This is a genomic window from Ciceribacter sp. RN22 (assembly GCF_024054295.1).
GTDB classification, from domain to species: domain Bacteria; phylum Pseudomonadota; class Alphaproteobacteria; order Rhizobiales; family Rhizobiaceae; genus Allorhizobium; species Allorhizobium lividum.
The window spans coordinates 903,193-926,618 of the sequence record NZ_JAMXLD010000002.1; the positions used below are offsets into that span (position 1 = coordinate 903,193).

Consider the following 23,426-nt stretch of genomic DNA (forward strand, 5'->3'; position numbering starts at 1 on the left):
TTCGAGTCCAAAGGAATGTGAGGCTTGTGCGGCTTGCGCCGCCCAGGCCTTTTCCTTTTGCAAGAAAACAGTCCTCCAACTGGTGGCATCACCCAGGATAAAAAAATGCAGATGACGCGCTATATTCTCGTCTACAGCCTGTTGATGACGGCCGTCGTGGTCGCATCGAACATCCTCGTCCAGTATCCCCTCTCCGGCGAGCTTGCCGGCATCAAGCTCGGGGATATTCTCACCTACGGCGCATTCACCTATCCGGTGGCGTTCCTGGTCACCGACCTGACGAACCGCCAGTTCGGCCCTTCGATCGCCCGCAAGGTCGTCTTCGTCGGCTTCCTGGTCGGCGTAGGGCTCTCCTTTGCCACGTCGCAGCCTCGTATCGCGATTGCTTCCGGGTCGGCCTATCTCGTCGGCCAGTTGCTCGATATTTCCGTGTTCAACAGACTGCGCCGGATGACCTGGTGGAAGGCACCACTGTTCGGATCGATCTTCGGCTCTGTGATGGATACGGTGATTTTCTTCTCGCTGTCCTTCGCCGTGGTCTTCAGCATCATCGGCCCGAACGACGATTTCGCGATCGACTGGGCTCCGATCTTAGGCATCTTCGCCATGGAAGCCCCGCGCTGGGTTTCCTGGGCCATCGGCGATTTCGCCGTCAAGATGCTTGTCGGGCTCGTCATGTTGCTGCCCTATGGGGCGCTGATGAATACCGTCCGCCCGACGACGCCGCTGAAAAGCATCTGATCGGGATCCTCGATCAGGATATGGCCGCCGGCGCGAACCGTGCGGCCATTTTTCATTCGGGAAGGCGGAACTCCAGAAGCAACGTCCGCTGCAGGATCGAATGGTTATCGTCCGACACCACAAAGAGATGCACGGAGCCATCTTCCGCCCGAACCGCGTCCAGCCCTTCCATATTGTCGATCTGATAGCCGAGATCAGCTTCGAGAATCGTCCGTCCCTCGACGACGGCTCCCGGCCTTAGCATGTCGCCAGGGATCCTGACGATACGCATCCCGACCCCGTCGGCGAGATTGAAGCGGCGTTGAAGCAGAAGCAGATCACCGCCGGGCAGGAAGGCCCCGTCGGTAATATCGAAGTCGTCACTCGTTCTTACGCGGAAGGCGCCACGCAACGGCCCGTCGAGAATGCCGGCGATGCGATACTCATCGCGGTTGCGGCTCTTCTCGGCAACAGCGACCAGTGCGCCTCCGAGAGGGCTCGCTGCGGGCGACAGTGCAAGCGTCTCCAATCCACCATTGTTGCGCAGCTCGTCGGTCGGGAACGGCAGGGGTAGCGACTCGCCCGGCAGTGCCGTCTCAAAGCTGGAAAGCGGGGAAAAGACGGTGACACGGTGGCGCTGCTCGTAACCGACGATCACATCGTCACCGCGAAGCGCGAGACTCTCGGCGTCCACCGACCACTTGTTCTGATTGTAGCTGCCATCGACGTCCCGCATCGACGTCAGCCATACATCATCGAGACCGGAGAGACGCCCCTCGGCGTCACGCCGGATTTCGCCCTTCAGCCAGTGCCCGGTATCGAGAACGCCGATGAAATGCCGCCCATCGGGCAGGAAGCGGATCGAGGACCACGCGCCGAACGCCATCTCTGCGGAGGACAATTCCAGTCCACCGAGAAATTCGAGCGACCCGAAACGAGTGGCTTGCGAAGCGCGGTCGAAGAAATGGATCGGCGCACTTGCGACGGCGATACGCTCGGGCTCCTCGGCGACCCCGTCATGCACCATGAGGGCCGCACCGACAAAGAGGGCTGCACCGATCTGGACGAAGATGGAGGGGTTAGCCCGCACGGCGCAAGCGATCGCCCCGCGGCGCCCGTGCCTTGTCTTCGAAAAGCGCGGCGAGTTGTTCCGTCATCGCGCCCGCGAGCTCGTCTGCATCGACGATGGTGACGGCCCTGCTGTAGTAGCGGGTCACGTCGTGGCCGATGCCGATCGCGAGCAGCTCGACCGGCGAGCGGGTTTCAATCTGATCAATGACCGCGCGCAGATGCCGCTCCAGATAGTTGCCCGGGTTGACCGACAGCGTCGAGTCGTCGACGGGCGCGCCATCGGAGATCATCATGAGGATCTTTCGCTGTTCACGACGACCGAGCAAACGGCTATGCGCCCACATCAGCGCCTCGCCGTCGATATTTTCCTTGAGCAAGCCTTCGCGCATCATCAGGCCGAGATTGCGACGCGAACGGCGCCACGGGGCATCGGCCGACTTGTAGACGATGTGTCGAAGATCGTTGAGGCGGCCCGGCGTCGGCGGCTTGCCGTTGGCGAGCCATTTCTCGCGGGACTGCCCGCCCTTCCAGGCTTTGGTCGTGAAGCCGAGAATCTCGACCTTGACGCCGCAGCGTTCGAGCGTGCGCGCCAGGATATCGGCGCAGGTCGCAGCCACGGTGATGGGACGCCCGCGCATTGAACCGGAATTGTCGATGACCAGCGTCACCACCGTGTCGCGGAACTGCGTATCGCGCTCCATCTTGAAGGAAAGCGGCTGCATGGGGTCGATCACCATGCGCGTCAGGCGAGCTGTGTCGAGATAGCCCTCCTCGAGATCGAAGTCCCAGGAGCGGTTTTGCTGCGCCATGAGGCGGCGTTGCAGGCGGTTCGCAAGGCGCCCGACCGCGCCCTGCAGATGCGCGAGCTGCTTGTCGAGAAAAGCACGCAGCCGATCGAGTTCCGCCTCGTCACAAAGCTCCTCGGCCGTAATGATTTCGTCGAATTCCGTCGTGTAGATCCGGTAGTCGACCTTCTCATTGAAATCGTCGAACGGGCTCGCGGGACGACGCATTTCGCCGGGCGTTTCGGAATCGTCCTCGCCCTCGTCCATCATCTCGTCTTCGGAGATCTCGGCGCCGTCCATTTCGCCTTCTTCCATCTGCTCCTGGGAGGCTTCGCTCTCCTCCGCGGGCGCAGAGTCCTGGCCGGCTTCTTCTTCGGCGCTTTCCTGATCTTCCTCGTTGCTGCGCGGCTGGTCCTCGTCGGTCGTGTCTTCCTGTTCGCTTTCCTCGGACTCGTCGCCAAAGTCCTCGGCCATTTCCATAGCGCTCAGGATATGACGCATGACCTTCGCGAAGGCCTGTTGATCGTTGATGGCGCCGCTCAGCCCTTCGAATTCGCTCGAAGCCTTCTCCTCGATGAAGGGACGCCAGAGATCGAGAACCTTGCCTGCACTTTCCGGCGGCTTCTCACCCGTCAGCTTCTCCCGCACCAGCATGGCCATCGCTTCGGAGAGCGGGGCATCCTCCTGCCGGCTGATCCCCGAGAAGTTCGCCTTGGCGTACTTCTCGGCATTCATCGTCTGAAGGTTCGCGGCCATGCCGCGCATCCGCAAGGCGCCGATCGATTCGACCCTGGCCTGTTCGACGGCATCGAAAACCGCACGCGCATCGACACCCTGCGGAGCCATCGTCGAATGGATCTTCTGGTCATGGCAGGCGAGCCTCAGCGCCATGGAATCGCCGAGGCCACGAGTCACCGCGAGCTCCTGCGCCGTCGGACGCTTGGAGAGTTCGGGCAGACGCACGCGCTCTCCAGCGAGCCCCGGGCGCTCGTTGGCGAAGACCACCTCGACTTCGCTGTCGCCGGCCACCGAGCGGACACACCCGGTGATCGCCCGGCGCAGCGGCTCCGTATCCGCCGCCGAGCCTGACTTCGCCCTGATATTGTCTCCCGGTCCTGCCATCGTCAGAATGCTTCCTTACGCACCGAGAACGATATTCGCGGCGCTCTCCTTCAATTCGACCCCGAAGGCGCGCTGGTACTGTTCCGCGACCAGGTTACGCTCGAGTTCGTCGCACTTGTTGAGAAACGTGACGCGGAAGGCGAACGCGACGTCGCCGAAGATTTCCGCATTTTCCGCCCAGGTGATCACCGTACGCGGGCTCATGACGGTCGAAAGATCGCCGTTCATGAACGCCGAGCGGGTGAGATCGGCGAGCCGCACCATGCGCGATACGGTTTCGCGGCCTGCCTCGGTCGAGGCGAAGCTCTTCACCTTGGCAAGCACGATGTCGACTTCCTTCTCGTGCGGCAGGTAGTTCAGCGTGGTCACGATCGACCAGCGGTCCATCTGCGCCTGGTTGATCTGCTGGGTACCGTGGTAAAGACCGGTGGTGTCCCCGAGACCGACGGTGTTGGCCGTCGCAAACAGACGGAACGCAGGATGCGGACGGATGACGCGGCTCTGGTCGAGGAGCGTCAGGCGACCGGAGGATTCCAGGACTCGCTGGATCACGAACATCACGTCCGGACGACCGGCATCGTATTCGTCGAACACGAGAGCGACATTGTGCTGGTAAGCCCAGGGCAGAATGCCGTCCTTGAACTCCGTGACCTGCTTGCCGTCCTTCAGGACGATCGCATCCTTGCCGACCAGATCGATACGGCTGACGTGGCTGTCGAGGTTCACGCGGACGCAGGGCCAGTTGAGACGAGCCGCGACCTGCTCGATATGGGTCGATTTGCCTGTCCCGTGGAAGCCCGACACCATCACGCGCCGGTTGTGTGCGAAACCGGCGAGAATCGCGAGCGTGGTTTCGCGGTCGAACAGGTAGTCGGGATCGAGATCCGGCACGTAGGCGTCGCCGGTGCTGTACGCCGGGACACGGATGTCACTGTCAATTCCGAAAACCTCCCGGACCGAAATGGTCGTGTCGGGAAGATTGGACACGTCAAGGTCAATTTTGCTCATCGTCTCTCCATGCCGGGCGGCGACGACCGGCTGCATATAGAATGCGTATTTCGTAGCGTTTTCGACTAACAGAAGCCAGACTGCTTTAGCAGTTGATACGCTTGGATAACAGCGCGAAAACGGTCTTCCGAGCCCCTATCGCCGCCATTTGCATCCGGGTGATGCTTTTTCACAAGCTCCTTGTAGCGACTCTTGATCTCGCTCGCAGACGAGGTCCCCGGAAGGCCCAAGGTATCGAGCGCCTTGGCTTCGAGACTCTTGAGTTTCCGCGCCTGCGGCTGGAAGCGCGCACCCGCACCGCGCGACTGTCCGACGAAACCGAAGGGATCCTTGATGCGCGAATGTGTTCCGGCCGTACCGGAACGCAACGTCGAATGCAGCGGGCTGTTCCGCGCCGCCTTGTTGACACCCACGGTCCAGGTCGGGCGATGGCCGGTGATCGCCTCCTTCTGGTAGCGGGCGATCTCGGTGTCGGACAGCCCGGAAAAGTAATTGTAGCCCTTGTTGTATTCCTTCACATGCTCAAAGCAGAAGAGGAAAAACTGCCCCTCGGCGTTCCGTCCAACCGGTGCGCGATGGGCACCGGGCTTGTCGCAGCCGTCCCACTGGCACGTCGGCGTGGCAGGACCGGCATCCTGCTCCTTCTTGCGACGGGTGCGGATGCGATCGAAATATTTTGAGTCGAGGTTCATCATCGAATTATGGGGTTCCGGTCGTCTCACGACAAGAATTGACAAATCAGAATGTTCTTGGCTTTGTGAGGGCTTTTCGCTCCCGCAGCAAAGTCGGAGATAGCCCGCATGTCGGTCCGTTCAGCCATCGAAACCAAGCTCGTCGACGCCTTTCACCCGGAGCGCCTGGCGGTCCTCGACGAAAGCATGCAGCACGCGGGGCATCAGCCCGACATGACCGGATCCGGAGAGACGCATATGCGCATCCGTATCGTGGCCGGCGCGTTCTCCGGCATGAGCCGCGTCGCGCGGCACAGGGCGATTACCGATCTCCTCAAGCCGGAATTCGACGCCGGTCTCCATGCCCTTGCGATCGAAGCTGCGGCTCCCGGCGAAGAGACGCGCTGGTAGACCGTCCCTCCATCATCCATTGCTCCGTAGAACCGGGCCCCACGGCAGACCATCAGGCGACCGTGAAGCGGCCGCCCGACGAACACGGACGGTGCGAGAAGGCCGCAGTCGGGGGCGGCCGTCAGCCCGGACGTTTTTCCTGAAGGAAGCTGAAGACTTCCGAGGCTGCGACGTCGTCGGCGACGAACGACTGGCCGATACCATGGGTCAGGATGAAAGTGAGCTTGCCGCCCTTGACCTTTTTGTCCTGGGCGATTGCCTGCATCAATATATCGGTCGGCGGAAGCTCTCCTTCAATATCCCCCATTGTCGTCGGGAGACCGACAGCCTTGAGATGAGCCGCCACCCGCTCGGCATCGTCCGGGCTCGCGAGGTTGAGGCGCGAGGAAAACTGATGCGCCAGCACCATACCGATCGCGACACCTTCGCCGTGGACAAGACGGCTGCTGTCGTAGCCTGTGGCCGCTTCGAGTGCATGACCGAACGTATGGCCGAGATTGAGCAGCGCGCGGCGACCGAGTTCGCGCTCGTCGGCGGCCACCACCTCGGCTTTTGCCCGACAGCTTGTGGCGATTGCCTCGGCGCGAGCCTCGCCACCGGAGAAGACGTCTTTCCAGTTCCGTTCGAGCCAATCGAAGAAGTCCGGCTTGTCGATCAGGCCATACTTGACCACTTCCGCATAGCCAGCCCGGAATTCTCGCTTGCTCAGACTGTTGAGAACCGCCGTGTCCGCAAGCACGAGATCCGGCTGGTAGAACACGCCGACGAGGTTCTTGCCATGACGCGTATTGATACCCGTCTTGCCGCCGACGGAGGAATCGACCTGCGCGAGGAGAGAAGTCGGAACCTGTACGAAGCGGACACCACGGCGAACGATGCCCGCAGCGAAACCGGTCAGGTCGCCGATGACGCCGCCGCCAAGCGCGATAACCGCATCGTTGCGCTCGATGCGGGCCTCCAGGAGGAGGTCGCAAACCCGCATCAGGTGCTCGAAGCTCTTGGTCTTCTCGCCCGCCGGCAGGCTCAGCGATACGGCCTCGATGCCGTCAGTCTGGAGGCTATCCATCAACGCGTCCAGATAAAGGGGGCCGACGTGCTCATCGGTGATGATCGCAGCCTTGCGCCCCTTGATGCGGGTGGATATCTCGCCACCCGCCCGTGCGATCAGACCGCTCCCGATCAGGATGTCATACGACCGATCACCAAGCGGAACATGAACGAGGCGTTCCGAACTCTCAACTTCACTCATATTTATGGCCTTTGGTACAGAATTCGACGATCGCCTCGAGCACCTCGTCGACGATGACTTCCTTGCGCTCGTCCCGCGACTGCACGGCGATGTCGGCGAGGGAATAGATAGGGTAGCGCTGGCTCATGAGATTCTCGAGCGTCTGCTTCGGATTCTCGGTCTTGAGCAGGGGACGATGGTCGCGCTTGTTGACCCGCTCCCAAAGCACGTCCAGATCGGCTTTCAGCCACAGCGAAATCCCGCCCCGCTCGATCTGCTTGCGCGTCTTCTCGTTGATGAAGGCGCCGCCGCCGGTCGATATCACCCGCGGACCTGTTCTCAGCAGCCGCTTGATGACCCGCGTCTCAAGCTCGCGGAACTCGCCTTCGCCGTAGGCCGCGAAGAGCTCGCTGATGGTCATCCGCGATACCCGTTCGATTTCCGCATCCGTGTCAACGAAAGGCAGGCCGAGTTGCGAGGCCGTCATGCGGCCGATCGCCGACTTTCCGGCCCCCATCAGTCCGACGAAGACCAGATTTCTACGCCCGAGCGCCGCGCGGGCACGTGTACTCAGCGACGGGGCAACGGTTGGGGTCAAATCGGTCATCGGCCTGTTCGCGTCTCTTTTGAGAACGGTATTGACAAATGCGGGCCGAGCGTCAAGCCACGGGGACCGAAAGAGGCACCTTCTGCGGGCTTGCAACGGCTGCAAGCCCTCTTCATATAGGAAGAGCGCTCGCGGACGAAGGATGATCCGATGCCGACCCTGTTTCGTTTCCTGTTCTTCTGCGCGACGATCGCGGCCATGATCTACGGAACAATGTACGCGCTCGTCCTGTTCGTGGAGCCGAAGGAGCGGGAGATCACGGTCCGGATTCCCTCCGAGCGGGTCAACCCGCCCCAAGAATAGGCCGAGCCGAGGCAAGCAGGAAACTCCCCGTGTCCGATCTCAGCAAAGCACGCATCGAGGCGTTTCTGGAAATGATGAGTGCGGAACGGGGCGCCGCGGGCAACACGCTTGCCTCGTACGAACACGACCTTGAGGATCTCTGGTCTTTTCTTGCACCGCGCAAGATAAGTGTCGTGGAGGCAAAATCCGCCGACCTCGCCGCCTATCTCGCAGATCTCGCGAAGCGTGGCTTCATGGAAACCTCGCAGGCGCGCCGTCTGTCGGCGATGCGCCAGTTCTACAAATTCCTCTACGCCGAGGGCATCCGCACCGACGACCCGACGTCGATCCTCGATGCGCCGAAGAAGGCGCGCCCACTTCCGAAGACACTGTCCGTCGCAGACGTCGAAAGACTGCTGTCCCTCGCTCAGCAGGAGAGCGAAGCCGAGGGAGCCGACAAGCTCTCGAAACTGCGAATGTTGGCTCTGCTCGAACTTCTGTATGCGACGGGAATGCGGGTCAGCGAGCTTGTCGCCCTGCCGGCCAAGGTTCTCGCACAGGAGGGGCGTTTCCTCGTGATCCGCGGAAAGGGAGCCAAGGAACGGCTCGTTCCCTTATCGCGAAGCGCGATCGCCGCAGTCCGGGCCTATGGCGAGGAGCTGGCGCGCACGACCAAGGAAACGAAGGAGAAAGCCCTCTGGCTGTTTCCGGCGGCGAGCAAGGAGGGATACCTGCCGCGCCAGGTCTTCGCGCGCGACTTGAAGGGTCTCGCAGCCCGCGCCGGCCTCAGCGCCGCCGCCATCTCCCCCCACGTGCTTCGCCACGCCTTCGCCAGTCATCTTCTCGCCAACGGCGCAGACCTCCGCGTGGTGCAGGAGTTGCTCGGCCATTCGGACATTTCGACCACCCAAATCTACACGCATGTGCTCGATGAACGCCTGCAGCAGCTCGTTCAGACGCATCACCCTCTTGCCAAAGTGGCGAAAAACCACGATTAGGACCGGCAACGCCGGTGCCACGCGCCCTTGAAGCAAGCGCATAACGATCGGAAAGCGTTTCATGCACAACTATCTCGATTTCGAAAAGCCTATCTCCGACCTGGAAGGCAAGATCCACGAGCTGAAGAAACTCGCGGAAGAAGATGAGAGCATCGACACGTCGGAGGAGATCGCGCGGCTCGAGGTTCGCGTCCGTGAAGCGATGGAGGAGATCTACTCCAAGCTTAATGCCTGGCAGAAGACGCAGGTAGCCCGTCATCCGCAGCGTCCTCACTTCGTCGATTACGCAGCGAGGCTCTTCACCGAGTTCACGCCACTCGCCGGCGACCGCAAGTTCGCCGAGGATGCAGCGATCCAGGCCGGCTTTGCCCGGTTTCGCGGCGCACCCGTCGCCGTGATCGGCCAGGAGAAGGGCAACGACACCAAATCGCGCCTGAAGCACAATTTCGGCAGCGCCCGCCCGGAAGGTTATCGCAAGGCGATCCGCATCATGGAAATGGCCGACCGCTTCGGCCTGCCCGTGGTGACGCTTATCGATACCGCCGGCGCCTATCCCGGCATCGGTGCCGAAGAACGCGGTCAGGCAGAAGCGATCGCCCGTTCCACCGAAACCTGTCTCAACCTGCGGGTCCCGATCGTCTCGGTGGTGGTCGGCGAGGGCGGCTCCGGCGGCGCCATTGCCATCGCCACCGGCAATCGCGTCTATATGCTCGAGCATTCCATCTACTCGGTCATCTCTCCGGAAGGAGCTGCCTCCATTCTCTGGCGTGACTCGACCAGGGCCAAGGAAGCCGCGACGAATATGAAGATCACTGCCGAGGACCTGAAGGCCATGAGCGTGATCGACGGCATTATTCCGGAGCCGATCGGCGGCGCACACCGCGACGCGGACGCAGTCATCGACCGCACAGGCGATGTCATAGCCTCCGCGCTGACTGATCTCGGCCGCCTGTCGGGCGACCGGCTACGGCAGGAACGCCGGCAGAAATTCCTCGATATCGGCCGCTCACTTTGAGCAGATGCTCGGGCAGTCATAATCCTGCTTTGTTTGAGTGCTAGTCGCCGGCGCGGCGGGCGACGCGATGATGGTTTACAGTTTGTGAAGGTTGCGATCGTATATTAGACGAGCGCGCGACAATCGGCGACGTCACCCCTTTTTCGAGATGAGAATCCCGAATGCGTTTGAAACCAACCGCTCTTCTGATGATGGCCCTCACGATCGGGCTTGCAGGCTGCAACGATACGCTGGACAGCGTCGTCGACCCCTCCACCGTCAAGAACAAGGTCGAGTACCAGCTGCCTTCGCGCGTCCGCGACGAGATGAAGGCAAAGGGCATGGAGCGGAATTCGCCGATCGCCATGCGCATCTTCAAGGAAGAGGGTGTGCTGGAAATCTGGAAGGCGAAGACGAACAACCGTTTCGACAAGATCGCGGAATACCAGATATGCGCCTGGTCTGGGCGCCTCGGCCCGAAGGTCAAGGAAGGCGACCGCCAGGCGCCTGAGGGCTTCTATCCGCTTTCGCCTTATCACCTGAACCCGAATTCGAAGTACTTCCTTGCGATCAACACGGGATACCCGAACCGCTACGATCAGGCGAACGGCCGCAACGGCTCCAACCTGATGATTCACGGTGCGTGTTCGTCCTCGGGCTGCTACTCGATGACGGATGCGCAGATCCTTGAAATCTATGCCTTTGCCCGCGATGCATTCAAGGGTGGCCAACAGACGGTTCAATTGCAGGCTTTCCCTTTCCGCATGACCGCCGACAACATGGCGCGCCATCAGCACAGCCCGCACTACGAATTCTGGAAGATGCTGAAGGTCGGCTACGACAACTTCGAAGTCACCAAGCGTCCGCCCGAGGTCGGCGTCTGCGAAAAAAAATACGTCTTCAATCAGCAGGTCGAGGAAGGCAAGACGCTGAACGGCGCTGCCGCCTGCCCGCCGATGACGACACCCCCTGCCCTGCAGGTGGCGCTTGCATCTTACAATGCGCAGTACGAGCGCGACTTCGCGAAGGCCTCCAAGAAGTATGACGGCAAGATCTGGTACGACCCGAGCGAGGCCGAACGAAAGGCTCTCGTCGCCGAAATGCGCAAGGGTCACGATCTCGCCTATGCGCCGACGGGCTCCGCGCTCAAGGCCGGGAAGCTTCTGAAGATCGAGGAATTCGAAAAGCTCGTCGCGGAGAAGGACACCGCGGCAAAGCCGGTCGCCGCACCCGCGAAAACCGCCACGTCCGCTCAGCCTTCGGCGAAAGTGGCCGAGGTTGCGCAAACGGCGAGCGTACCGGTGCCCCAGTCAAACCCGCTTGCTCCGGCGCCTGTGACTCTGGCTGCCGAGGGGCCCAGGAAGCCGTTCTGGAAGTTCTGGCAGAAGTGAGCGGCCCCGAAGCGATCTACGACCTGAGGGGACTGAAGTGCCCTTTGCCGGTTCTGAAGACACGGCGGCGGCTTTCTACCATGGAACGCGGTGCGGAACTGTGGATCGAAACCACCGATCCGCTCGCAGCGATCGACATCCCTCACTTCTGCAGCGAAAACGGGCACGTCCTGCTCGCGAGCGAGAAGCACGAAGCCAGCCACCGCTTTCACATCCGCAAGGGCTGAGGCCATATCACAGGCGCATGCCGGGAATGGCGAGCGGATTGTCCTCCAGCGCGGCACGGTCCGGCCGGTCGACTTGCGGTTTGCCCGTGAACGCATCGAAGAGCTCCCGCACATAAGCTTCCGGCAGGTCCTTGGCGATCACGACCAGCCGCGTGCGCCGATCGTTCGGATCGGGCCAGGCGGGTAACCGGTAGGGCGGGTGGAAGATGGCTTGCACACCATGCAGCACCAACGGCCGTTCCGGGCGATCGGTCACTCGCACGATCGCCTTCATTCGCAGGAGCTTCTCGCCGTGGGTCGACCGCAGCAGATCGACAAACATCTCGAGCGACGCCGGGTCGATGGGTCCGTCATGGACGATCGAATAGGATCGGATCGCCTCGCCGTGCCGGTTCACGTCGTGATGATAAGCATCGTGGTCATGATGGTGATGGTGATCATGCCCGTGTTCATGATGGTGCCCATGCGCGTGGCCGGGTTCGGCTGTCTCGTCTCTGAGCCAGCGATCGACATCCGGAATTTTGGTCGCCGGATCATAGAGGCCGTTCGCAAAAATCGCTGCGGTTCCGACCTCGTCATGGTCGCCGTCAGCGATCGGCGCCCGTGGATTGAGCGTCGCAAGACGGACCAGCAATTCAGGCAGGCTCTCCGGGTCCGCGAGCGACGCCTTGGAGAGGACTAGCCTGTCAGCCACCGCGACCTGCCGGACGGCCTCAGGGAAGTTGTCGAGTGTCGAAAGACCGTTCACGGCGTCTACGACCGTGACCACGCCTTCGAGATCGAAGTAACTGGCGATCACGGGGTGCCCCATCACCGACTGCATGACGGGAGCGGGATCGGCCAGGCCCGTGGTCTCGATCACGACACGCGACACCTGTTTGATCTTGCCCGTCTGCATGCCGTCGACCAGGGCCGCCAAAGTGTCGACGAGCTCGCCGCGCACGGTGCAGCAGAGGCAACCGTCGGCAAGTTCTATGATCGCATCGTTCGATGACTCGACCAGCATGTGATCGATGCCGACCTCGCCGAACTCATTGATGATGACAGCCGCATCCCGCATCGCCGAATCCTTGAGAATACGGTTGAGCAGTGTCGATTTGCCCGCACCGAGAAAGCCCGTCAGGATGGAAACGGGAATGCGTTCGTTTATGGAAGGCATGTCGGGACCCCTCGGGATCAGAAATTAGGCCTCGGGATGGGGATCGGTACGTTTGCGATGGTGTTGCTCGCAGACGCCGGCTGAGCTGAGACTTCTCCGCCGGGCAGGAGGCCTGCAAACACCGCGCGCGGCGGCCGATCCATCTCCCTTATGTAGGGGGAGAAGAGTTTCATGCGACCTTCTTCATCGCGTCCCTCGCTGCGCTCCTTGCGCGCGGTCTGGGAGCAGATGTCGCCGCTGATGTCGGTCACCTGGTCACGCCCCTCACCGTACGGCGCAAGCGTCGCAAGCGTAACGCCCGCACTCGAGCGGGTTGTCAGCGCCTTCTGGAGAAGTTCGGCCGACATGTCGGCACGCGCACCGAGGCTCTCCGCACCGAGCACCACCGAGACGACCGTCCGGCCGTTCCGTGTGGCGGAGGAAACCTGATTGAAGCCCGACGCGCAGATGAAGCCCGTCTTCATGCCGTCGGCACCATCGAAGCGGCCGATGAGCAGATTGTAGTTTGGATAGGCGCGCTTGCCGGTGGTAACCCCCTCCAGCGAGAAATAGCCGGCGTATTCGGGAAACTCCCGGCGAATTGCGACGGCGAGCACGGCGAGATCTCGCGCGGTCGTGTACTGTCCCTCTCCGGGAAGCCCGTTCGGATTGATGAAATGCGAGGAGTTCATGCCGAGACGGGCGGCATCGGCGTTCATCTGGGCGACGAAATTGTCGAGCGAGCCGCCGACGGTCTCGGCGACCGCCACGGCGATGTCGTTCGCGGATTTCACCAGGAGCAGCTTCAATGCACTGTCGAGTGTCAGCTGCGCCCCCGGCTTGAAATACATCTTGCTCGCCGGCTGGTCGGCGGCCTTCTTGCTCATCGTGACGATGCTCTCGACCGAAATCCGGCCAGACTTCACCGCTCGAAACGTTGTGTAGGCGGTCATCAGCTTCGTCAGCGACGCGGGATACCACTTGCGAAAGGCGTCCTCGTGTTCGATCACGCGCCCGGAGTTGACCTCGACGACGATCCTCGGATTGGCCGCGGAGAGGGTTGGCATGGCGGTCAGGACAAGGCCCAGCATGACGGCCAGGAAGCGGCCCCGGCGCGTTTCGAACAGAAAAGACGTCTGCGTCGTCTGCACGATGAAATTCCTCGAATATCTGGAAGCTTCAGAGCCTGCGGTATTTAACCTATCTCGCCCACCAATGGCAAAGCCCATTGAATAGGTCAATCAGGAGGGGCACATTCCCCGAAACGAATCGAAAGCCACCAGCACTGCCGGACAGGGAAATCAGATGCCGATCTTGAACCGCGTCGCCGAGCTCCAACACGAAGTTAGTGAATGGCGCCGCCATCTCCACACGAATCCGGAAATTCTCTACGATGTCGAGGAGACCGCGGCTTTCGTCGAGCAGAAACTGCGGGAGTTCGGCGTCGACGAGATCGTGACCGGAATCGGACGTACCGGCGTCGTCGGCGTGATCCGCGGCCAGGGGAGCGGACGCGCAATCGGCTTGCGCGCTGATATGGACGCCTTGCCGATCCAGGAGCTCAGCGGCAAGGCCTGGTCTTCCAAGACGCCCGGAAAGATGCATGCCTGCGGCCATGACGGTCATACCGCGATGCTGCTGGGGGCAGCCAAGCACCTTGCCGAAACGCGCAATTTCCGCGGCTCGGTCATCGTGATCTTCCAGCCTGCCGAGGAAGGCGGCGCCGGCGCGCTCGCCATGGTTCAGGACGGCCTGATGGAACGTTTCGGCATCGAGGAAGTCTACGGCATGCACAACATGCCCGGTATGCCCGTCGGCACCTTCGCCATCCGCAAGGGCGGCATCATGGCGGCACCGGACAAGTTCACGATTACGGTGAAGGGCCGCGGCGGCCACGCCGCCGAGCCGCACCACACGATCGATCCGATCGCGATCGGCGCACAGATCGTAGGCAACCTTCAGCTCATAGCGTCCCGCAACGCCAATCCGCTTCGTTCTGTCGTGGTGTCGGTGACGCGCTTCCAGGCCGGGACAACCCATAACATCATTCCCGAAGAAGCGATGCTCGGAGGTACCGTGCGCTCGCTCGACGAAGCGGTCCGCGACCTTGCCGAAAATCGCATCCGCGAGGTGGCAAAAGGTGTGGCCGCCGCCCATGGCGCAGACGTCGTCGTCGATTATGAGCGAGCCTGTCCGGTGACGGTCAACCACCCCGACGAGACCATGCACGCGGCACGCGCTGCAATCGACATCGTCGGCGGCCAGAATGTCGACACGGAGGTCGACCCCTCAATGGCGGGGGAGGATTTCGCCTTCATGCTGCAGGCGCGGCCGGGTGCCTACATCATGATCGGGAACGGCAAGACCGCAGGCCTCCACCATCCCGCCTACGACTTCAACGACGAGGCGATCGCCTACGGCGTTTCCTACTGGGTACGTCTCGCCGAACAGCGCCTCACCGAGTGATTGCTGCCACGGCCACCCGTCGCCTGGAAAAACGCTTGGCTTCCCGGCACTCGTTTTGTATGGATGCAGCCCAGTGGTCCCGTAGCTCAGCAGGATAGAGCACCAGATTCCTAATCTGGGGGTCGCGCGTTCGAATCGCGCCGGGATCACCATAATTTTCAAATACTTAGTCTACAACGCCACTGATTTTCCTGCCGCGAATGCTACTTGCAAATTACGTTGATTTCCGGGATTTTCCAACGAGTAACGGCCGCTCCGTGCAACATGGAATGCAACATGGTCGATCAACCTGACAGCCCCAAAAGCAGCAAGCGCGTACGCGCCAGCGAGCGCGCGGTTTCTGCTGTTCTTCGCGCCATGGCGGCCAACGGGATTGCCGTCGGCAAGATCTGTATATCCGGTGGACAGGTCGAATTCATCCCGACAGGCGTTGAGGAAACGACCAAGCCGACGAACAATGGAGGCCTCAAGGATTGGTGAGGCACGCGAAACCTACCTCCGCCGAATTGAAGCGCATGGCCGATATCGCCAACTCGGAGAACGTGATCGTCGAACTCGAGCGCGATGGTACGATCATCAGGGTGATGCCTTTCCATCCAGCTCGGACTGCCACGGCCGCACGGCCGCTAACGCGAGACGAGCAGGCGGAAGAAGCACTAGCAAAGTGGACAGCCGAGCGAGACGTACGCTGATAACTTGCTGCCTGCCTCGCGCCTTGGCGCTGCTTCGCGTTCGAACCCCGGTCGTCAACGCGGTCTATTCGCGATGCCATGGTTCGTTTGTGATGACGTCAGGCAATCGCGTAATAGCTCTTGAGAGCTGCAATCAACATCTCGGATCGATCTTTTCCCCACGAGTCGACCGCGCCACCGGCTATGACGTACCCGCGGCCATGCGCTCCAGACCACATTTGCTCACTCGCTGTCAGGTGGCCGATGTACATTTCCATCGCGCCAGCTTCTGGCACACCCGGCGCCGTCGAGATGTTCGACGTGATCAACGGGGCGTCGAGACTATTCACATACAGCTTCACCCGCGGAAGATACGGGTAGACGATAAGCAGGTACACAAAAGGCTCGCCTGCTGCGAGCACCGTTGAGGCGTCGAGGATGTGGTTTTGACCGTTGCCGTCGCCCTGGTCGGAGTAGACAGAGAGGTAATTGATTCCGCTCACGAATTGATGCGCAATCGCCGTCTCCAGAGTACTGCGGTCTCGATACATCCCGATGAGTGTATGAAACCCTGAGGTTCCGAGCATATCCGCGTTGTAGTGAGCGACACCGAAAATTGAGAACGCATTCCTATTGTTGAGCGACTTGGGACCGACAGTGAGATCACTGTGGGTTCCGTTGCCAGCATCTCCGGTACTCGTGAGCTTGAAGACCTCACGACCGGCGTACTTCCCGCTGATCGTCTCGACTGAAACACCACTGCCCGTAAACAGCAGCGGATCCCGGTTAGGCGACGCATAATGGACGCACTTTCGGCCGGTCGGGTTTTCCGCCGTTCTGCGAACGTCGCGTGGGTCAATACGCAGAAGCAGCTTGTCGCCGAAGGCAACAGCAGCCTGGTCGACCTCGTCGTCGAGCTGCCTCACGAGCGCGTGATTTGCCGATATGGATGCACTCGTCAGAGATATTTTGGTGCGAATAGACATGACGATCCCTCTTACAGCGTGACGCGGTCGATACAGATAAAATGCTCCACCGCCCGCCCTGAGCGAGTAGTGATGCCGCTGCCGTTGGTGCGCAAGGTTGAGCGATTGCCCGACGAAGGGCCGGAGTCGGCGCCGCTCGCGGCATTCATAGCGATGTCGATTGAACCACCGGTTCCGGTTGGCACGTCCGAGAGCGTCAGGGTGATTGTGGTGTTGTTGGTGATGACGGCATTCGTCACGGAAACCGTATTGCCATCCCCGTTGTCGTGCCAGGTGAAGCCCTGATTGGCTCCGAGCCCTGTTATTGTCGTCGTGTCGAAGATGAGCGGAAGACTGAAGTGATTGTAAAGACGGAGCGTCACCGTGGATCCGACGCGCACCGGCTCGAATCCCGCGTCTTTACGCACCGCCAGCGGATGCCAGTATTCTCCTCGGAGCCATGCATTGTATGCGACCGCCTGCCGCGCTCCTTGCATTTCTTGACCGAGCGCGAGCAGATGCACTCCATCGGCCGCGTAAACCTGATCATAGGTGGGGCCGCAGCATAGGGCCGATGTTGGATCGTCAACATTGATCTGCAGCTGCGCCCATGGCACTTCACTCGCGATGAAACCATACCTCGCTCCCGAGCATGTCTGTGTAACGATGAACGGCGCCTTTCCAACAAAACCACCAGTCGACCGCAGCGAGTTCATCGACTTGGCGAGCGCCTGCCAATCGTCGCGAAACTGAGCAAGACCGGCTAGGTGGTTTGCCTTCGAACGGTTGATATTGCCTTCGCCCTGGTTATGTCGCAGGGGGCCGGCAACGAAGTGCTTCCCCTGAAGGCGCCAGAATAGGGCCGCGCGCTGGAACTTGGTTTCGAGGTTTCTCCACGGTTCGCCGATCGTGTTCTTTACGTCGGTGAGTTCCGTCGCGGCTTTCCACAGCATCTCCTGATTGGCCGATCCGACGGCGGAACACGTCGTCAGAAGCGAAACGCTAGAGGGCAGGTCAGGCCTGGAGAGGACGCCGTGAGCGAAACCAGAATTGCTGGTCTCGGCGGCATTGTCGACGGACTGTTCGTAGCCGAACGCAAAGTCGTGAATGGCATCATACACGAACTGTTGCGGCCTCGTCCTTTCCTGGCTGTGCCCGAGCGCCTGCCCGAAGGCACGTTGCCCGGCGGCATACATCAGGTATCTGTTGGAGAATGGAGAATTGGAGAGAACACTGCCAGAAGCGTTTCCGGCGGCAACTGATTGCCCATAAAGATCGCTATATTCGATCGTATCTGTGCCCGCTGCAAGCTCGGGAAAGCTGCCGGCGGTCGGCGTGGATATTCTCACATTGTCGTCACGGATGATCGAAATCCGACCACCATTGACGTTGGCGGCAATGTAGCTGTGGGTGTCATCGTCGGTAAGTTGGACGATAGACCCGAGCACGTAGGCGTATGCTTGGCCTGCTGCCACCCAAGCGTCATAATTGTCTGCCTCGACTTCCACACCGTGGACGGTTCGAGCAGCAAGCGTGGCGCCGTTGTCGGTGTAGATACCCCCCTCGGATAGGGATAGAGTCCCGTCGAACGCTCCCATCGACACAGTAGTGGGATGTGAAGAAGTCCGGGCAGTGGTTCCGAAACCGGTCATAGGTTTTGTCCTTCAGGTTGACGTAGATGCATGCCGAATCTGCCGGTCTTGGCCACCCTATGGGCTTGCGTCCAGCTCCGATCGGCTGGACTGCGACATGACATCAGCGTGCGCGGTTCAACGACCATCAGTGCACCAGCTCTTCGGCTTCGTGCCGCCGACGTTCGATCTCATCGGCAATGGCGCCACATACGTGCCTGAGAAAGAACTCCGTCCGCATGGCATGAGCTAAAACCCTTGGGTCAACCTGATCACCCGAGGCAGCTTCCTCCTCGAGTAATGCCCTGGCCTGGGACAGCGCATTGAGCATCTGAGAGCCGTATCGTATCAGGTCATGCAGCAATACGAACGGAAGTCCCTCCGGTAACCGCCGGAGGTCTTCCGTCATCTTTGCCGTCAGAAGCTCAGCCGCCAGAGCATCGTAATTCGCGACGGGATCGGCATTGTCGTTGGCAGGTTGCATCGCCCTTCTCCCGATTACGTTGGTGATTTAGGCGGTGATCTGCATGAACTTGACGGCCTCGCTGTTACGCAACCCGCCGCCGGTGCGCCGATAGGCGTACAGAAGCACGTATGGCTTCGCAGTATAGGGGTCTTGCAGAAGCTTGTAGCCGGCCTTGTCAACGATGATATATGCCTTCTTGAAGTTGCCGAAAGCGATCGGCAGCGTGCCGGCACTAATGTCGGGCATGTTCTCATCAATCTCCACCGGATAGCCCAACAATGACGGCTGAGCTCCCGACGTCATGCCGTCACGCCAGATGTAATCGCCATTCGCGTTCTTCAGCTTGTCGATCGATCCCGCCGTATTTGAGTTCATCAGCCAAGATGCACCGAGCCGATACGGCGCGCGTAGCGCCCACACCGTGCTCTTCAATCCGTCAGCCGTCACGGCCGTTGCCCCGCCGGACGGAACGCGCTGAACAGTACCCCAGGGGCGGGAGATATCATTCGCCGGATCGGTGGCATAGGTCAGCAGACCTCGCGGCTGCGCCACACCACTTCCAAGAAGGGCGGCATAGCCCTCCGAGCGGCCGAACTTGTCCGAGATCTTGCTTTCGAGCCACTGGCTGATGTTCCACGAGGAGTCGTCGAGCATCCGCTGGGATACTTTCGGCATAGCATAGATCTCATGGACGGGAACCGTCAGCACGCCCACCTGCGGGGTGCTGGTTTCAGTGCGGCTCTGGGTTTCGCCAACCCAGACCGCGTCGAGGTCATCAACGTCCACGGGCTCTTCCCAGGCATCGCCTGTCGTAATCGTCACCACGTCGGAAAGACGTCGTAGGGGTGACTGGTCGAAGATCTTCTTCGTCACGCCGGCAGAAAGGACGGGAAAGACCGTGTAGCCACCGTCCGGATCGGAGCCGACACTCATCGCCTTCTGTTCATCCTGGTCCAGATGTTGACCGGGAACGAAGTTGCGCACGCCGGACCGAAGAAAACTGCGAACGGCTTTCGCCTCGATGGTGGCGACAGCAATGTCCTCATTGCCCTGCACCGATGAACCGCCCGGAGCCCGCGGGCGGTTCTGTTTCTTCATCACGTCAGTCAGGTCCTCCTTCAGAGGAGAGATTGCGTCATCAACAATCTTACCCATCTTCTTTTCGATGCCGGCAAGAGCATCGTTGACGGATTTGGTCAGCGTGTCGATGGCGCTGTAAACGTCGTCGTTATCGTCAACAGACTTGGTTTCGAGAGCGTTGGTGCGCTTCATGTGATTTATCCTTTGCGGGAGATGGCATTGGCAGCTGCGAGCAGCTTGCGGGCGATCTCTTTGTGATCTGGCTTGGTGGATGATGCGTTGGCGGCGGTGTTGAACCCCGCTGCCGTCGCCGTCTTGGCGAATGCTCGCGAGAAGCCGATCTCGATCAGCATCCGCTCAAAATCTCGCTCGGACTTGATGCCGCGAACGTCGATGATGTCCGACTTGACCGACGTGATGCGTGCGGAGGTGTTCGCAGGCATGGACACGACCGAGATCTCCCACAGTTCGATATCCTGCAAAATCCGCGCACCGTTTGGGCCCGGCGACGAACGCCGCGTCCGATAGCCGATTGAAAGGGAAACGGCGTCATCCTTCATAAGTGCGAAGGCTTCTTCACCACGCCTCGACGCCAGCGTAAGCTTACCATGGACCTTCAGCCCGTACGCGTCCTCAGCTAGCGAGGTCCACGAACCTATCGGTTCTCTGCTGTCATGTGCCCACAGCATGGCAGGTCGAGTTCGTCTTGAAGCGTGTTCCTGCAGAGATTTTGCGAAGGCACCCGGAGCGATAACATCTCCATGGCTGTCCGGGTCGCCCCCGAACGTCGACGCGTATCCCTCGAAAACACCGAGAGCGGATGCCGCTCGCTTGAGCAACACCGGCGGCAAGAACTCTATTTTCTGGCTGGTGCTCAATGGAAAGCCCCTACAGCATTGCGGATGCGCTTAAAGCGCAGGATCACTGTCATGTGACCATTCCGCCCGACATCCCGTCGGTGCTTCCTGGGAGCTAAAGAAGACCGCCTCGACATCCCGTCGACGACGCAAATCTGAGCCGCGGCAATCATCCGCGAATTGGCCGGATTGGTCAACCCCGTTGTTCCTAGCCGAAAGGGGGGTCGTCTATTTTGCTCGCACTGCGAACGAAGGCCCCGGGCGGTCTGGCCCCCCAGAGATCCAGACATTCGACCCGCCCCCCGGCCGGAGATCGACGCGCGGATCACGCCGCGCCTCCGCGTTCATCGGGCAGAAGCCCGAGCCGATCCATGACCTTGAGCCGGTCGATCTCTCGATCGATCAGGCGATCGAAGTCGAGAGCCTGAGATAGTGCCGTATCATCATCGACGCCGCCTTCGTGCAGCATGCGAAGAAGTTCGTTGCGCATCCGAAGACGGTAGGAGGCGAGGCGCTTGGGCTCGCCTTCCAGCCGGTAGGCTGTAGCCGCATACTGGCGCGCCTTGCCAATCCTTCGGCTCTGAGGGAAGGCCAGCACGTCGCAGGATTGGCGACTGTTGAGCCAGCTAAAAAGGGGAAGATCAGTCGTCATCGTCGACCTCGTAGGCTAGCTGAAAGTTCTCACGGTCATCGGCCGACAGACTGAGGAAATGGCGTTGCTGGTGAGGGCCAAGGCTATCGAAGAACGTGAGTTGATCCGCGTCTACCTGCGAACGGACCTGATCAGGGCGCGCATCGAGCGCGCCACTGTCTTCAAGGTCCGAGACCGGGTCCGCCTCGCGCGCTACTAACGATAGATTGTTCTGAGAACTCAGGAGGGGCGAGCCGGTAGGCTCGCCCTGGTTACTAAGTATATGGTTAGTCTCGCATGGGTGAGAGGTGTCAACCTCGCACAGGTGAGAGGTCGTGGGGTCCGAAACGCCCCTTTCTCGGCCTGTTTCGCCGGAAGCGAGCTCGTCATCAGTGTTCTCGATCTCACGACCTGTCACAGGTGAGAGGTCGTGAGCCTCACTATCTCGCACCGGTGCGAGTGCTTCATCGTTGTTTTCCAAGGCATTTCTCCTGATTGTTGCGTCGGAAGGCAGTGATAGAAAATAGAGGTTATGGTGGTGCCGAGCCCGGGCCACTTTCCGCTTCTCGACGATGAGCAGCCCCGCACTGACCAACTGCTTCTGAAAGCGGTACGTGGAGGATTCGCTTACCCCTAGATCGCGGGCGATCGTGCGATGCGAGGGAAAGCTGAATCCGTCACGCTTGTTGCGGGCGATGAAGAGGCGCAGCGCGAAGGCAACGCCATTTCCCCCAAGATCAGGCGTCAAGCGGCTGATCTCCTTGAGCCAATGGAAGAGCGCGGCCTGTGAGCTGATCTTTACTGCCTCGATAGCCTGGCCTTTCGGCGTTTGGCCGGGCCACGGCCGTGCTCTGTTCTGACGTTTCAGAACGCTACTCATTCACAGTTTCCCTATTTTTCCTGCGATTTTCCGCGCTAATTCCGCAAGATTTCCGCGCCGGCTATGACAGCCGGCGCGCGAGGCGTAGCGCGAGGTCAAGGACGCACCTCCCCGTTGACTTCGGCCGCCTGGGCGCCATCGGCCGTGAACGGGTAGACGGCGGCATCGTCGAAGCAGTCGCGTAGATAGGCCGCACGCCGGCGCGTATCTGCCGACAGGAACTGGATGTTCCGAACGGTCTCCAGGTCGATCCGATGGATAACTTCGTCAGCATCATCACGTCTGGCGCGATCGAAAATCAGATTGATATGCTCATCAATGACGCTGACGGAGCGGGCGAGGTCGTGCACGTCATCCTCCAGGTCTCGCAAGTTCTCCGCAACCTCGCGGAAGTCAGCGAGACCAGGGCGAGACGAACCTCTAAATTCGCTCACGGGGATGGTGAGGTTCGGAGAGGCGATGGCGCGGAGGACGACGCCCTTTTCGTGTCCCGCGGGGTAAATCTGCAAAAACACCTGCCCCTTCTGGTCGTCTACGAGCAGCTCCGCCAACTCGTCTGCCAGCCTCTTGAGTCGGCGAGCTGCCGGCTCTCCAGTTGCGGGATCCTGCTTAAGCGTGATATTTCTGTCTTCGTTCATGCTGAAATCCTTTCCGGGGATTTGGTAGAACCCGAGCCCGACACGGTTGCCGCCGTCGTCGGGCTTTTCCTCTTGACTGAGCGGGCACTGCCGGGGATCGTCTTGAGGTTCGGTTGAAGGCTGGCGGTTGCCCGGTGGACCGGGCGGGCCTCGATCACTGCAATGACGGCGTTGAGCGCGCGATGAAACGCGCTAGCTTCTTCCGCCCGCTCTATCGGAAGATCGCCATAGATCCTGCCGGCAGCGCTCAATATGCGTATGACGACACGTTCAGCGATGGTGAGCGTCATGCCGCTTCTCCGATCAGAAATTCCAGCAGCTTCTTGCGAGAAGCCACCCATCGCCCGCCAACCTTCTTCGCCGGCAATTCTCCTGCATCGAGCATGTGGAAGGTCTGCCGATCGGTGCGGTTGATCACGCGGGCGATCGCGTTCGCACCCCAGACAAGATCGTCCGACTGCACATCTGTCGTCTCCATGTTTTTCTCC

27 protein-coding genes and 1 tRNA gene are annotated in these 23,426 nt (G+C 60.7%); 10 read left to right on the forward strand and 18 right to left on the reverse strand.

The window, feature by feature from the left end:
* Positions 1 to 105: 105 nt before the first annotated feature.
* Positions 106 to 741, forward strand: a complete 636-nt coding sequence (locus NHF53_RS19295; RefSeq protein ID WP_252835641.1) for a queuosine precursor transporter — start codon at positions 106 to 108, stop codon at positions 739 to 741.
* 52 nt (positions 742 to 793) lie between these two features.
* Here NHF53_RS19295 and NHF53_RS19300 read toward each other — a convergent pair whose 3' ends face one another.
* From NHF53_RS19300 to NHF53_RS19315, 4 genes are all read right to left on the reverse strand, one after another.
* On the reverse strand, positions 794 to 1,747 hold the full coding sequence (locus tag NHF53_RS19300; protein ID WP_374591279.1) for an esterase-like activity of phytase family protein: 954 nt from the start codon (positions 1,745 to 1,747) through the stop codon (positions 794 to 796).
* Between the two features lie 52 nt (positions 1,748 to 1,799).
* Positions 1,800 to 3,698, reverse strand: coding sequence for a cobaltochelatase subunit CobT (gene cobT, locus NHF53_RS19305; RefSeq protein ID WP_252835643.1), 1,899 nt, complete (start codon positions 3,696 to 3,698; stop codon positions 1,800 to 1,802).
* Positions 3,699 to 3,713: 15 nt separating this feature from the next.
* On the reverse strand, positions 3,714 to 4,706 hold the full coding sequence (gene cobS, locus NHF53_RS19310; RefSeq protein WP_112686745.1) for a cobaltochelatase subunit CobS: 993 nt from the start codon (positions 4,704 to 4,706) through the stop codon (positions 3,714 to 3,716).
* Positions 4,707 to 4,771: 65 nt separating this feature from the next.
* Positions 4,772 to 5,398 (reverse strand): DnaJ domain-containing protein, encoded by a 627-nt coding sequence (locus tag NHF53_RS19315; RefSeq protein WP_112686743.1) that lies wholly within the window; start codon positions 5,396 to 5,398, stop codon positions 4,772 to 4,774.
* A 108-nt stretch (positions 5,399 to 5,506) separates the two neighbouring features.
* Between NHF53_RS19315 and NHF53_RS19320 the strand changes: the two genes are divergently transcribed.
* Positions 5,507 to 5,788 carry a BolA family transcriptional regulator gene (locus NHF53_RS19320; protein WP_252835644.1) on the forward strand — a complete coding sequence of 94 codons (282 nt, stop codon included), beginning with the start codon at positions 5,507 to 5,509 and terminating at the stop codon, positions 5,786 to 5,788.
* 121 nt (positions 5,789 to 5,909) lie between these two features.
* Here NHF53_RS19320 and aroB read toward each other — a convergent pair whose 3' ends face one another.
* Entirely contained in the window at positions 5,910 to 7,037 is a 1,128-nt protein-coding gene (gene aroB / locus NHF53_RS19325; protein WP_254007979.1) for a 3-dehydroquinate synthase, read from the reverse strand.
* Entirely contained in the window at positions 7,030 to 7,623 is a 594-nt protein-coding gene (locus NHF53_RS19330; RefSeq protein ID WP_252835645.1) for a shikimate kinase, read from the reverse strand. Before NHF53_RS19330 ends, aroB begins: the two co-directional genes overlap by 8 nt.
* Before the next feature lie 150 nt (positions 7,624 to 7,773).
* Between NHF53_RS19330 and NHF53_RS24195 the strand changes: the two genes are divergently transcribed.
* The 5 genes from NHF53_RS24195 (at position 7,774) to NHF53_RS19355 (ending at position 11,515) form a co-directional block, all read left to right on the forward strand.
* Complete coding sequence (locus NHF53_RS24195) at positions 7,774 to 7,926, forward strand: hypothetical protein (protein ID WP_114362927.1); 153 nt, start codon at positions 7,774 to 7,776, stop codon at positions 7,924 to 7,926.
* Positions 7,927 to 7,955: 29 nt separating this feature from the next.
* Positions 7,956 to 8,903, forward strand: a complete 948-nt coding sequence (xerD, locus tag NHF53_RS19340) for a site-specific tyrosine recombinase XerD (protein ID WP_114362926.1) — start codon at positions 7,956 to 7,958, stop codon at positions 8,901 to 8,903.
* 61 nt (positions 8,904 to 8,964) lie between these two features.
* Complete coding sequence (locus tag NHF53_RS19345; protein ID WP_114362925.1) at positions 8,965 to 9,918, forward strand: acetyl-CoA carboxylase carboxyltransferase subunit alpha; 954 nt, start codon at positions 8,965 to 8,967, stop codon at positions 9,916 to 9,918.
* Between the two features lie 161 nt (positions 9,919 to 10,079).
* Positions 10,080 to 11,288, forward strand: a complete 1,209-nt coding sequence (locus tag NHF53_RS19350; protein WP_252835646.1) for a murein L,D-transpeptidase family protein — start codon at positions 10,080 to 10,082, stop codon at positions 11,286 to 11,288.
* Positions 11,285 to 11,515: a sulfurtransferase TusA family protein gene (locus tag NHF53_RS19355; protein ID WP_114362923.1), complete on the forward strand. Its 231-nt coding sequence runs from the start codon at positions 11,285 to 11,287 to the stop codon at positions 11,513 to 11,515. Before NHF53_RS19350 ends, NHF53_RS19355 begins: the two co-directional genes overlap by 4 nt.
* A gap of 7 nt (positions 11,516 to 11,522) precedes the next feature.
* Here the strand turns inward: NHF53_RS19355 and NHF53_RS19360 are convergent, their stop codons facing one another.
* Positions 11,523 to 12,674 carry a GTP-binding protein gene (locus NHF53_RS19360; RefSeq protein ID WP_252835647.1) on the reverse strand — a complete coding sequence of 384 codons (1,152 nt, stop codon included), beginning with the start codon at positions 12,672 to 12,674 and terminating at the stop codon, positions 11,523 to 11,525.
* Positions 12,675 to 12,691: 17 nt separating this feature from the next.
* Complete coding sequence (locus NHF53_RS19365) at positions 12,692 to 13,744, reverse strand: D-alanyl-D-alanine carboxypeptidase family protein (protein WP_252836010.1); 1,053 nt, start codon at positions 13,742 to 13,744, stop codon at positions 12,692 to 12,694.
* 214 nt (positions 13,745 to 13,958) lie between these two features.
* On the opposite strand from NHF53_RS19365, the gene NHF53_RS19370 reads away from it, so the two are divergent.
* The 3 genes from NHF53_RS19370 (at position 13,959) to NHF53_RS19380 (ending at position 15,599) form a co-directional block, all read left to right on the forward strand.
* Positions 13,959 to 15,119 carry a M20 aminoacylase family protein gene (locus NHF53_RS19370; RefSeq protein WP_252835648.1) on the forward strand — a complete coding sequence of 387 codons (1,161 nt, stop codon included), beginning with the start codon at positions 13,959 to 13,961 and terminating at the stop codon, positions 15,117 to 15,119.
* 75 nt (positions 15,120 to 15,194) lie between these two features.
* Positions 15,195 to 15,271: transfer RNA gene (locus NHF53_RS19375), tRNA-Arg, on the forward strand.
* 124 nt (positions 15,272 to 15,395) lie between these two features.
* Positions 15,396 to 15,599 (forward strand): hypothetical protein, encoded by a 204-nt coding sequence (locus NHF53_RS19380; RefSeq protein WP_252835649.1) that lies wholly within the window; start codon positions 15,396 to 15,398, stop codon positions 15,597 to 15,599.
* 310 nt (positions 15,600 to 15,909) lie between these two features.
* Here NHF53_RS19380 and NHF53_RS19385 read toward each other — a convergent pair whose 3' ends face one another.
* The 10 genes from NHF53_RS19385 to NHF53_RS19430 form a co-directional block, all read right to left on the reverse strand.
* Entirely contained in the window at positions 15,910 to 16,776 is an 867-nt protein-coding gene (locus NHF53_RS19385) for a hypothetical protein (RefSeq protein ID WP_252835650.1), read from the reverse strand.
* A gap of 11 nt (positions 16,777 to 16,787) precedes the next feature.
* Entirely contained in the window at positions 16,788 to 18,407 is a 1,620-nt protein-coding gene (locus tag NHF53_RS19390; protein ID WP_252835651.1) for a hypothetical protein, read from the reverse strand.
* Between the two features lie 127 nt (positions 18,408 to 18,534).
* Positions 18,535 to 18,870 (reverse strand): hypothetical protein, encoded by a 336-nt coding sequence (locus NHF53_RS19395; RefSeq protein WP_252835652.1) that lies wholly within the window; start codon positions 18,868 to 18,870, stop codon positions 18,535 to 18,537.
* Positions 18,871 to 18,897: 27 nt separating this feature from the next.
* Positions 18,898 to 20,124: a phage major capsid protein gene (locus tag NHF53_RS19400; RefSeq protein WP_252835653.1), complete on the reverse strand. Its 1,227-nt coding sequence runs from the start codon at positions 20,122 to 20,124 to the stop codon at positions 18,898 to 18,900.
* A 5-nt stretch (positions 20,125 to 20,129) separates the two neighbouring features.
* Positions 20,130 to 20,810, reverse strand: coding sequence for an HK97 family phage prohead protease (locus tag NHF53_RS19405; protein ID WP_252835654.1), 681 nt, complete (start codon positions 20,808 to 20,810; stop codon positions 20,130 to 20,132).
* Between the two features lie 304 nt (positions 20,811 to 21,114).
* Entirely contained in the window at positions 21,115 to 21,441 is a 327-nt protein-coding gene (locus NHF53_RS19410) for a DUF6074 family protein (RefSeq protein WP_252835655.1), read from the reverse strand.
* Complete coding sequence (locus NHF53_RS19415; protein ID WP_252835656.1) at positions 21,431 to 22,300, reverse strand: helix-turn-helix domain-containing protein; 870 nt, start codon at positions 22,298 to 22,300, stop codon at positions 21,431 to 21,433. Before NHF53_RS19415 ends, NHF53_RS19410 begins: the two co-directional genes overlap by 11 nt.
* A 95-nt stretch (positions 22,301 to 22,395) precedes the next feature.
* Entirely contained in the window at positions 22,396 to 22,938 is a 543-nt protein-coding gene (locus NHF53_RS19420; RefSeq protein WP_252835657.1) for a hypothetical protein, read from the reverse strand.
* Entirely contained in the window at positions 22,935 to 23,228 is a 294-nt protein-coding gene (locus NHF53_RS19425) for a hypothetical protein (protein ID WP_252835658.1), read from the reverse strand. Before NHF53_RS19425 ends, NHF53_RS19420 begins: the two co-directional genes overlap by 4 nt.
* Positions 23,225 to 23,416, reverse strand: coding sequence for a DNA-binding protein (locus NHF53_RS19430; RefSeq protein ID WP_252835659.1), 192 nt, complete (start codon positions 23,414 to 23,416; stop codon positions 23,225 to 23,227). The genes NHF53_RS19425 and NHF53_RS19430 overlap by 4 nt, the downstream gene beginning before the upstream one ends.
* Positions 23,417 to 23,426 lie beyond the last annotated feature (10 nt).

Coding starts and splice junctions, on each gene's coding strand:
- NHF53_RS19430 (WP_252835659.1), bottom strand. CDS start 23,416: ATGGAGACGACAGATGTGCAGTCGGACGATCTTGTCTGGGGTGCGAAC.
- NHF53_RS19320 (WP_252835644.1), top strand. CDS start 5,507: ATGTCGGTCCGTTCAGCCATCGAAACCAAGCTCGTCGACGCCTTTCAC.
- NHF53_RS19365 (WP_252836010.1), bottom strand. CDS start 13,744: ATGCTGGGCCTTGTCCTGACCGCCATGCCAACCCTCTCCGCGGCCAAT.
- NHF53_RS19410 (WP_252835655.1), bottom strand. CDS start 21,441: ATGACGACTGATCTTCCCCTTTTTAGCTGGCTCAACAGTCGCCAATCC.
- NHF53_RS19360 (WP_252835647.1), bottom strand. CDS start 12,674: ATGCCTTCCATAAACGAACGCATTCCCGTTTCCATCCTGACGGGCTTT.
- cobT (WP_252835643.1), bottom strand. CDS start 3,698: ATGGCAGGACCGGGAGACAATATCAGGGCGAAGTCAGGCTCGGCGGCG.
- NHF53_RS19370 (WP_252835648.1), top strand. CDS start 13,959: ATGCCGATCTTGAACCGCGTCGCCGAGCTCCAACACGAAGTTAGTGAA.
- NHF53_RS19300 (WP_374591279.1), bottom strand. CDS start 1,747: ATGGTGCATGACGGGGTCGCCGAGGAGCCCGAGCGTATCGCCGTCGCA.
- cobS (WP_112686745.1), bottom strand. CDS start 4,706: ATGAGCAAAATTGACCTTGACGTGTCCAATCTTCCCGACACGACCATT.
- NHF53_RS19385 (WP_252835650.1), bottom strand. CDS start 16,776: ATGTCTATTCGCACCAAAATATCTCTGACGAGTGCATCCATATCGGCA.
- NHF53_RS19390 (WP_252835651.1), bottom strand. CDS start 18,407: ATGACCGGTTTCGGAACCACTGCCCGGACTTCTTCACATCCCACTACT.
- NHF53_RS19350 (WP_252835646.1), top strand. CDS start 10,080: ATGCGTTTGAAACCAACCGCTCTTCTGATGATGGCCCTCACGATCGGG.
- NHF53_RS19395 (WP_252835652.1), bottom strand. CDS start 18,870: ATGCAACCTGCCAACGACAATGCCGATCCCGTCGCGAATTACGATGCT.
- NHF53_RS24195 (WP_114362927.1), top strand. CDS start 7,774: ATGCCGACCCTGTTTCGTTTCCTGTTCTTCTGCGCGACGATCGCGGCC.
- NHF53_RS19380 (WP_252835649.1), top strand. CDS start 15,396: ATGGTCGATCAACCTGACAGCCCCAAAAGCAGCAAGCGCGTACGCGCC.
- NHF53_RS19415 (WP_252835656.1), bottom strand. CDS start 22,300: ATGAGTAGCGTTCTGAAACGTCAGAACAGAGCACGGCCGTGGCCCGGC.
- NHF53_RS19400 (WP_252835653.1), bottom strand. CDS start 20,124: ATGAAGCGCACCAACGCTCTCGAAACCAAGTCTGTTGACGATAACGAC.
- NHF53_RS19315 (WP_112686743.1), bottom strand. CDS start 5,398: ATGAACCTCGACTCAAAATATTTCGATCGCATCCGCACCCGTCGCAAG.
- NHF53_RS19330 (WP_252835645.1), bottom strand. CDS start 7,623: ATGACCGATTTGACCCCAACCGTTGCCCCGTCGCTGAGTACACGTGCC.
- NHF53_RS19420 (WP_252835657.1), bottom strand. CDS start 22,938: ATGAACGAAGACAGAAATATCACGCTTAAGCAGGATCCCGCAACTGGA.
- NHF53_RS19295 (WP_252835641.1), top strand. CDS start 106: ATGCAGATGACGCGCTATATTCTCGTCTACAGCCTGTTGATGACGGCC.
- NHF53_RS19345 (WP_114362925.1), top strand. CDS start 8,965: ATGCACAACTATCTCGATTTCGAAAAGCCTATCTCCGACCTGGAAGGC.
- NHF53_RS19425 (WP_252835658.1), bottom strand. CDS start 23,228: ATGACGCTCACCATCGCTGAACGTGTCGTCATACGCATATTGAGCGCT.
- aroB (WP_254007979.1), bottom strand. CDS start 7,037: ATGAGTGAAGTTGAGAGTTCGGAACGCCTCGTTCATGTTCCGCTTGGT.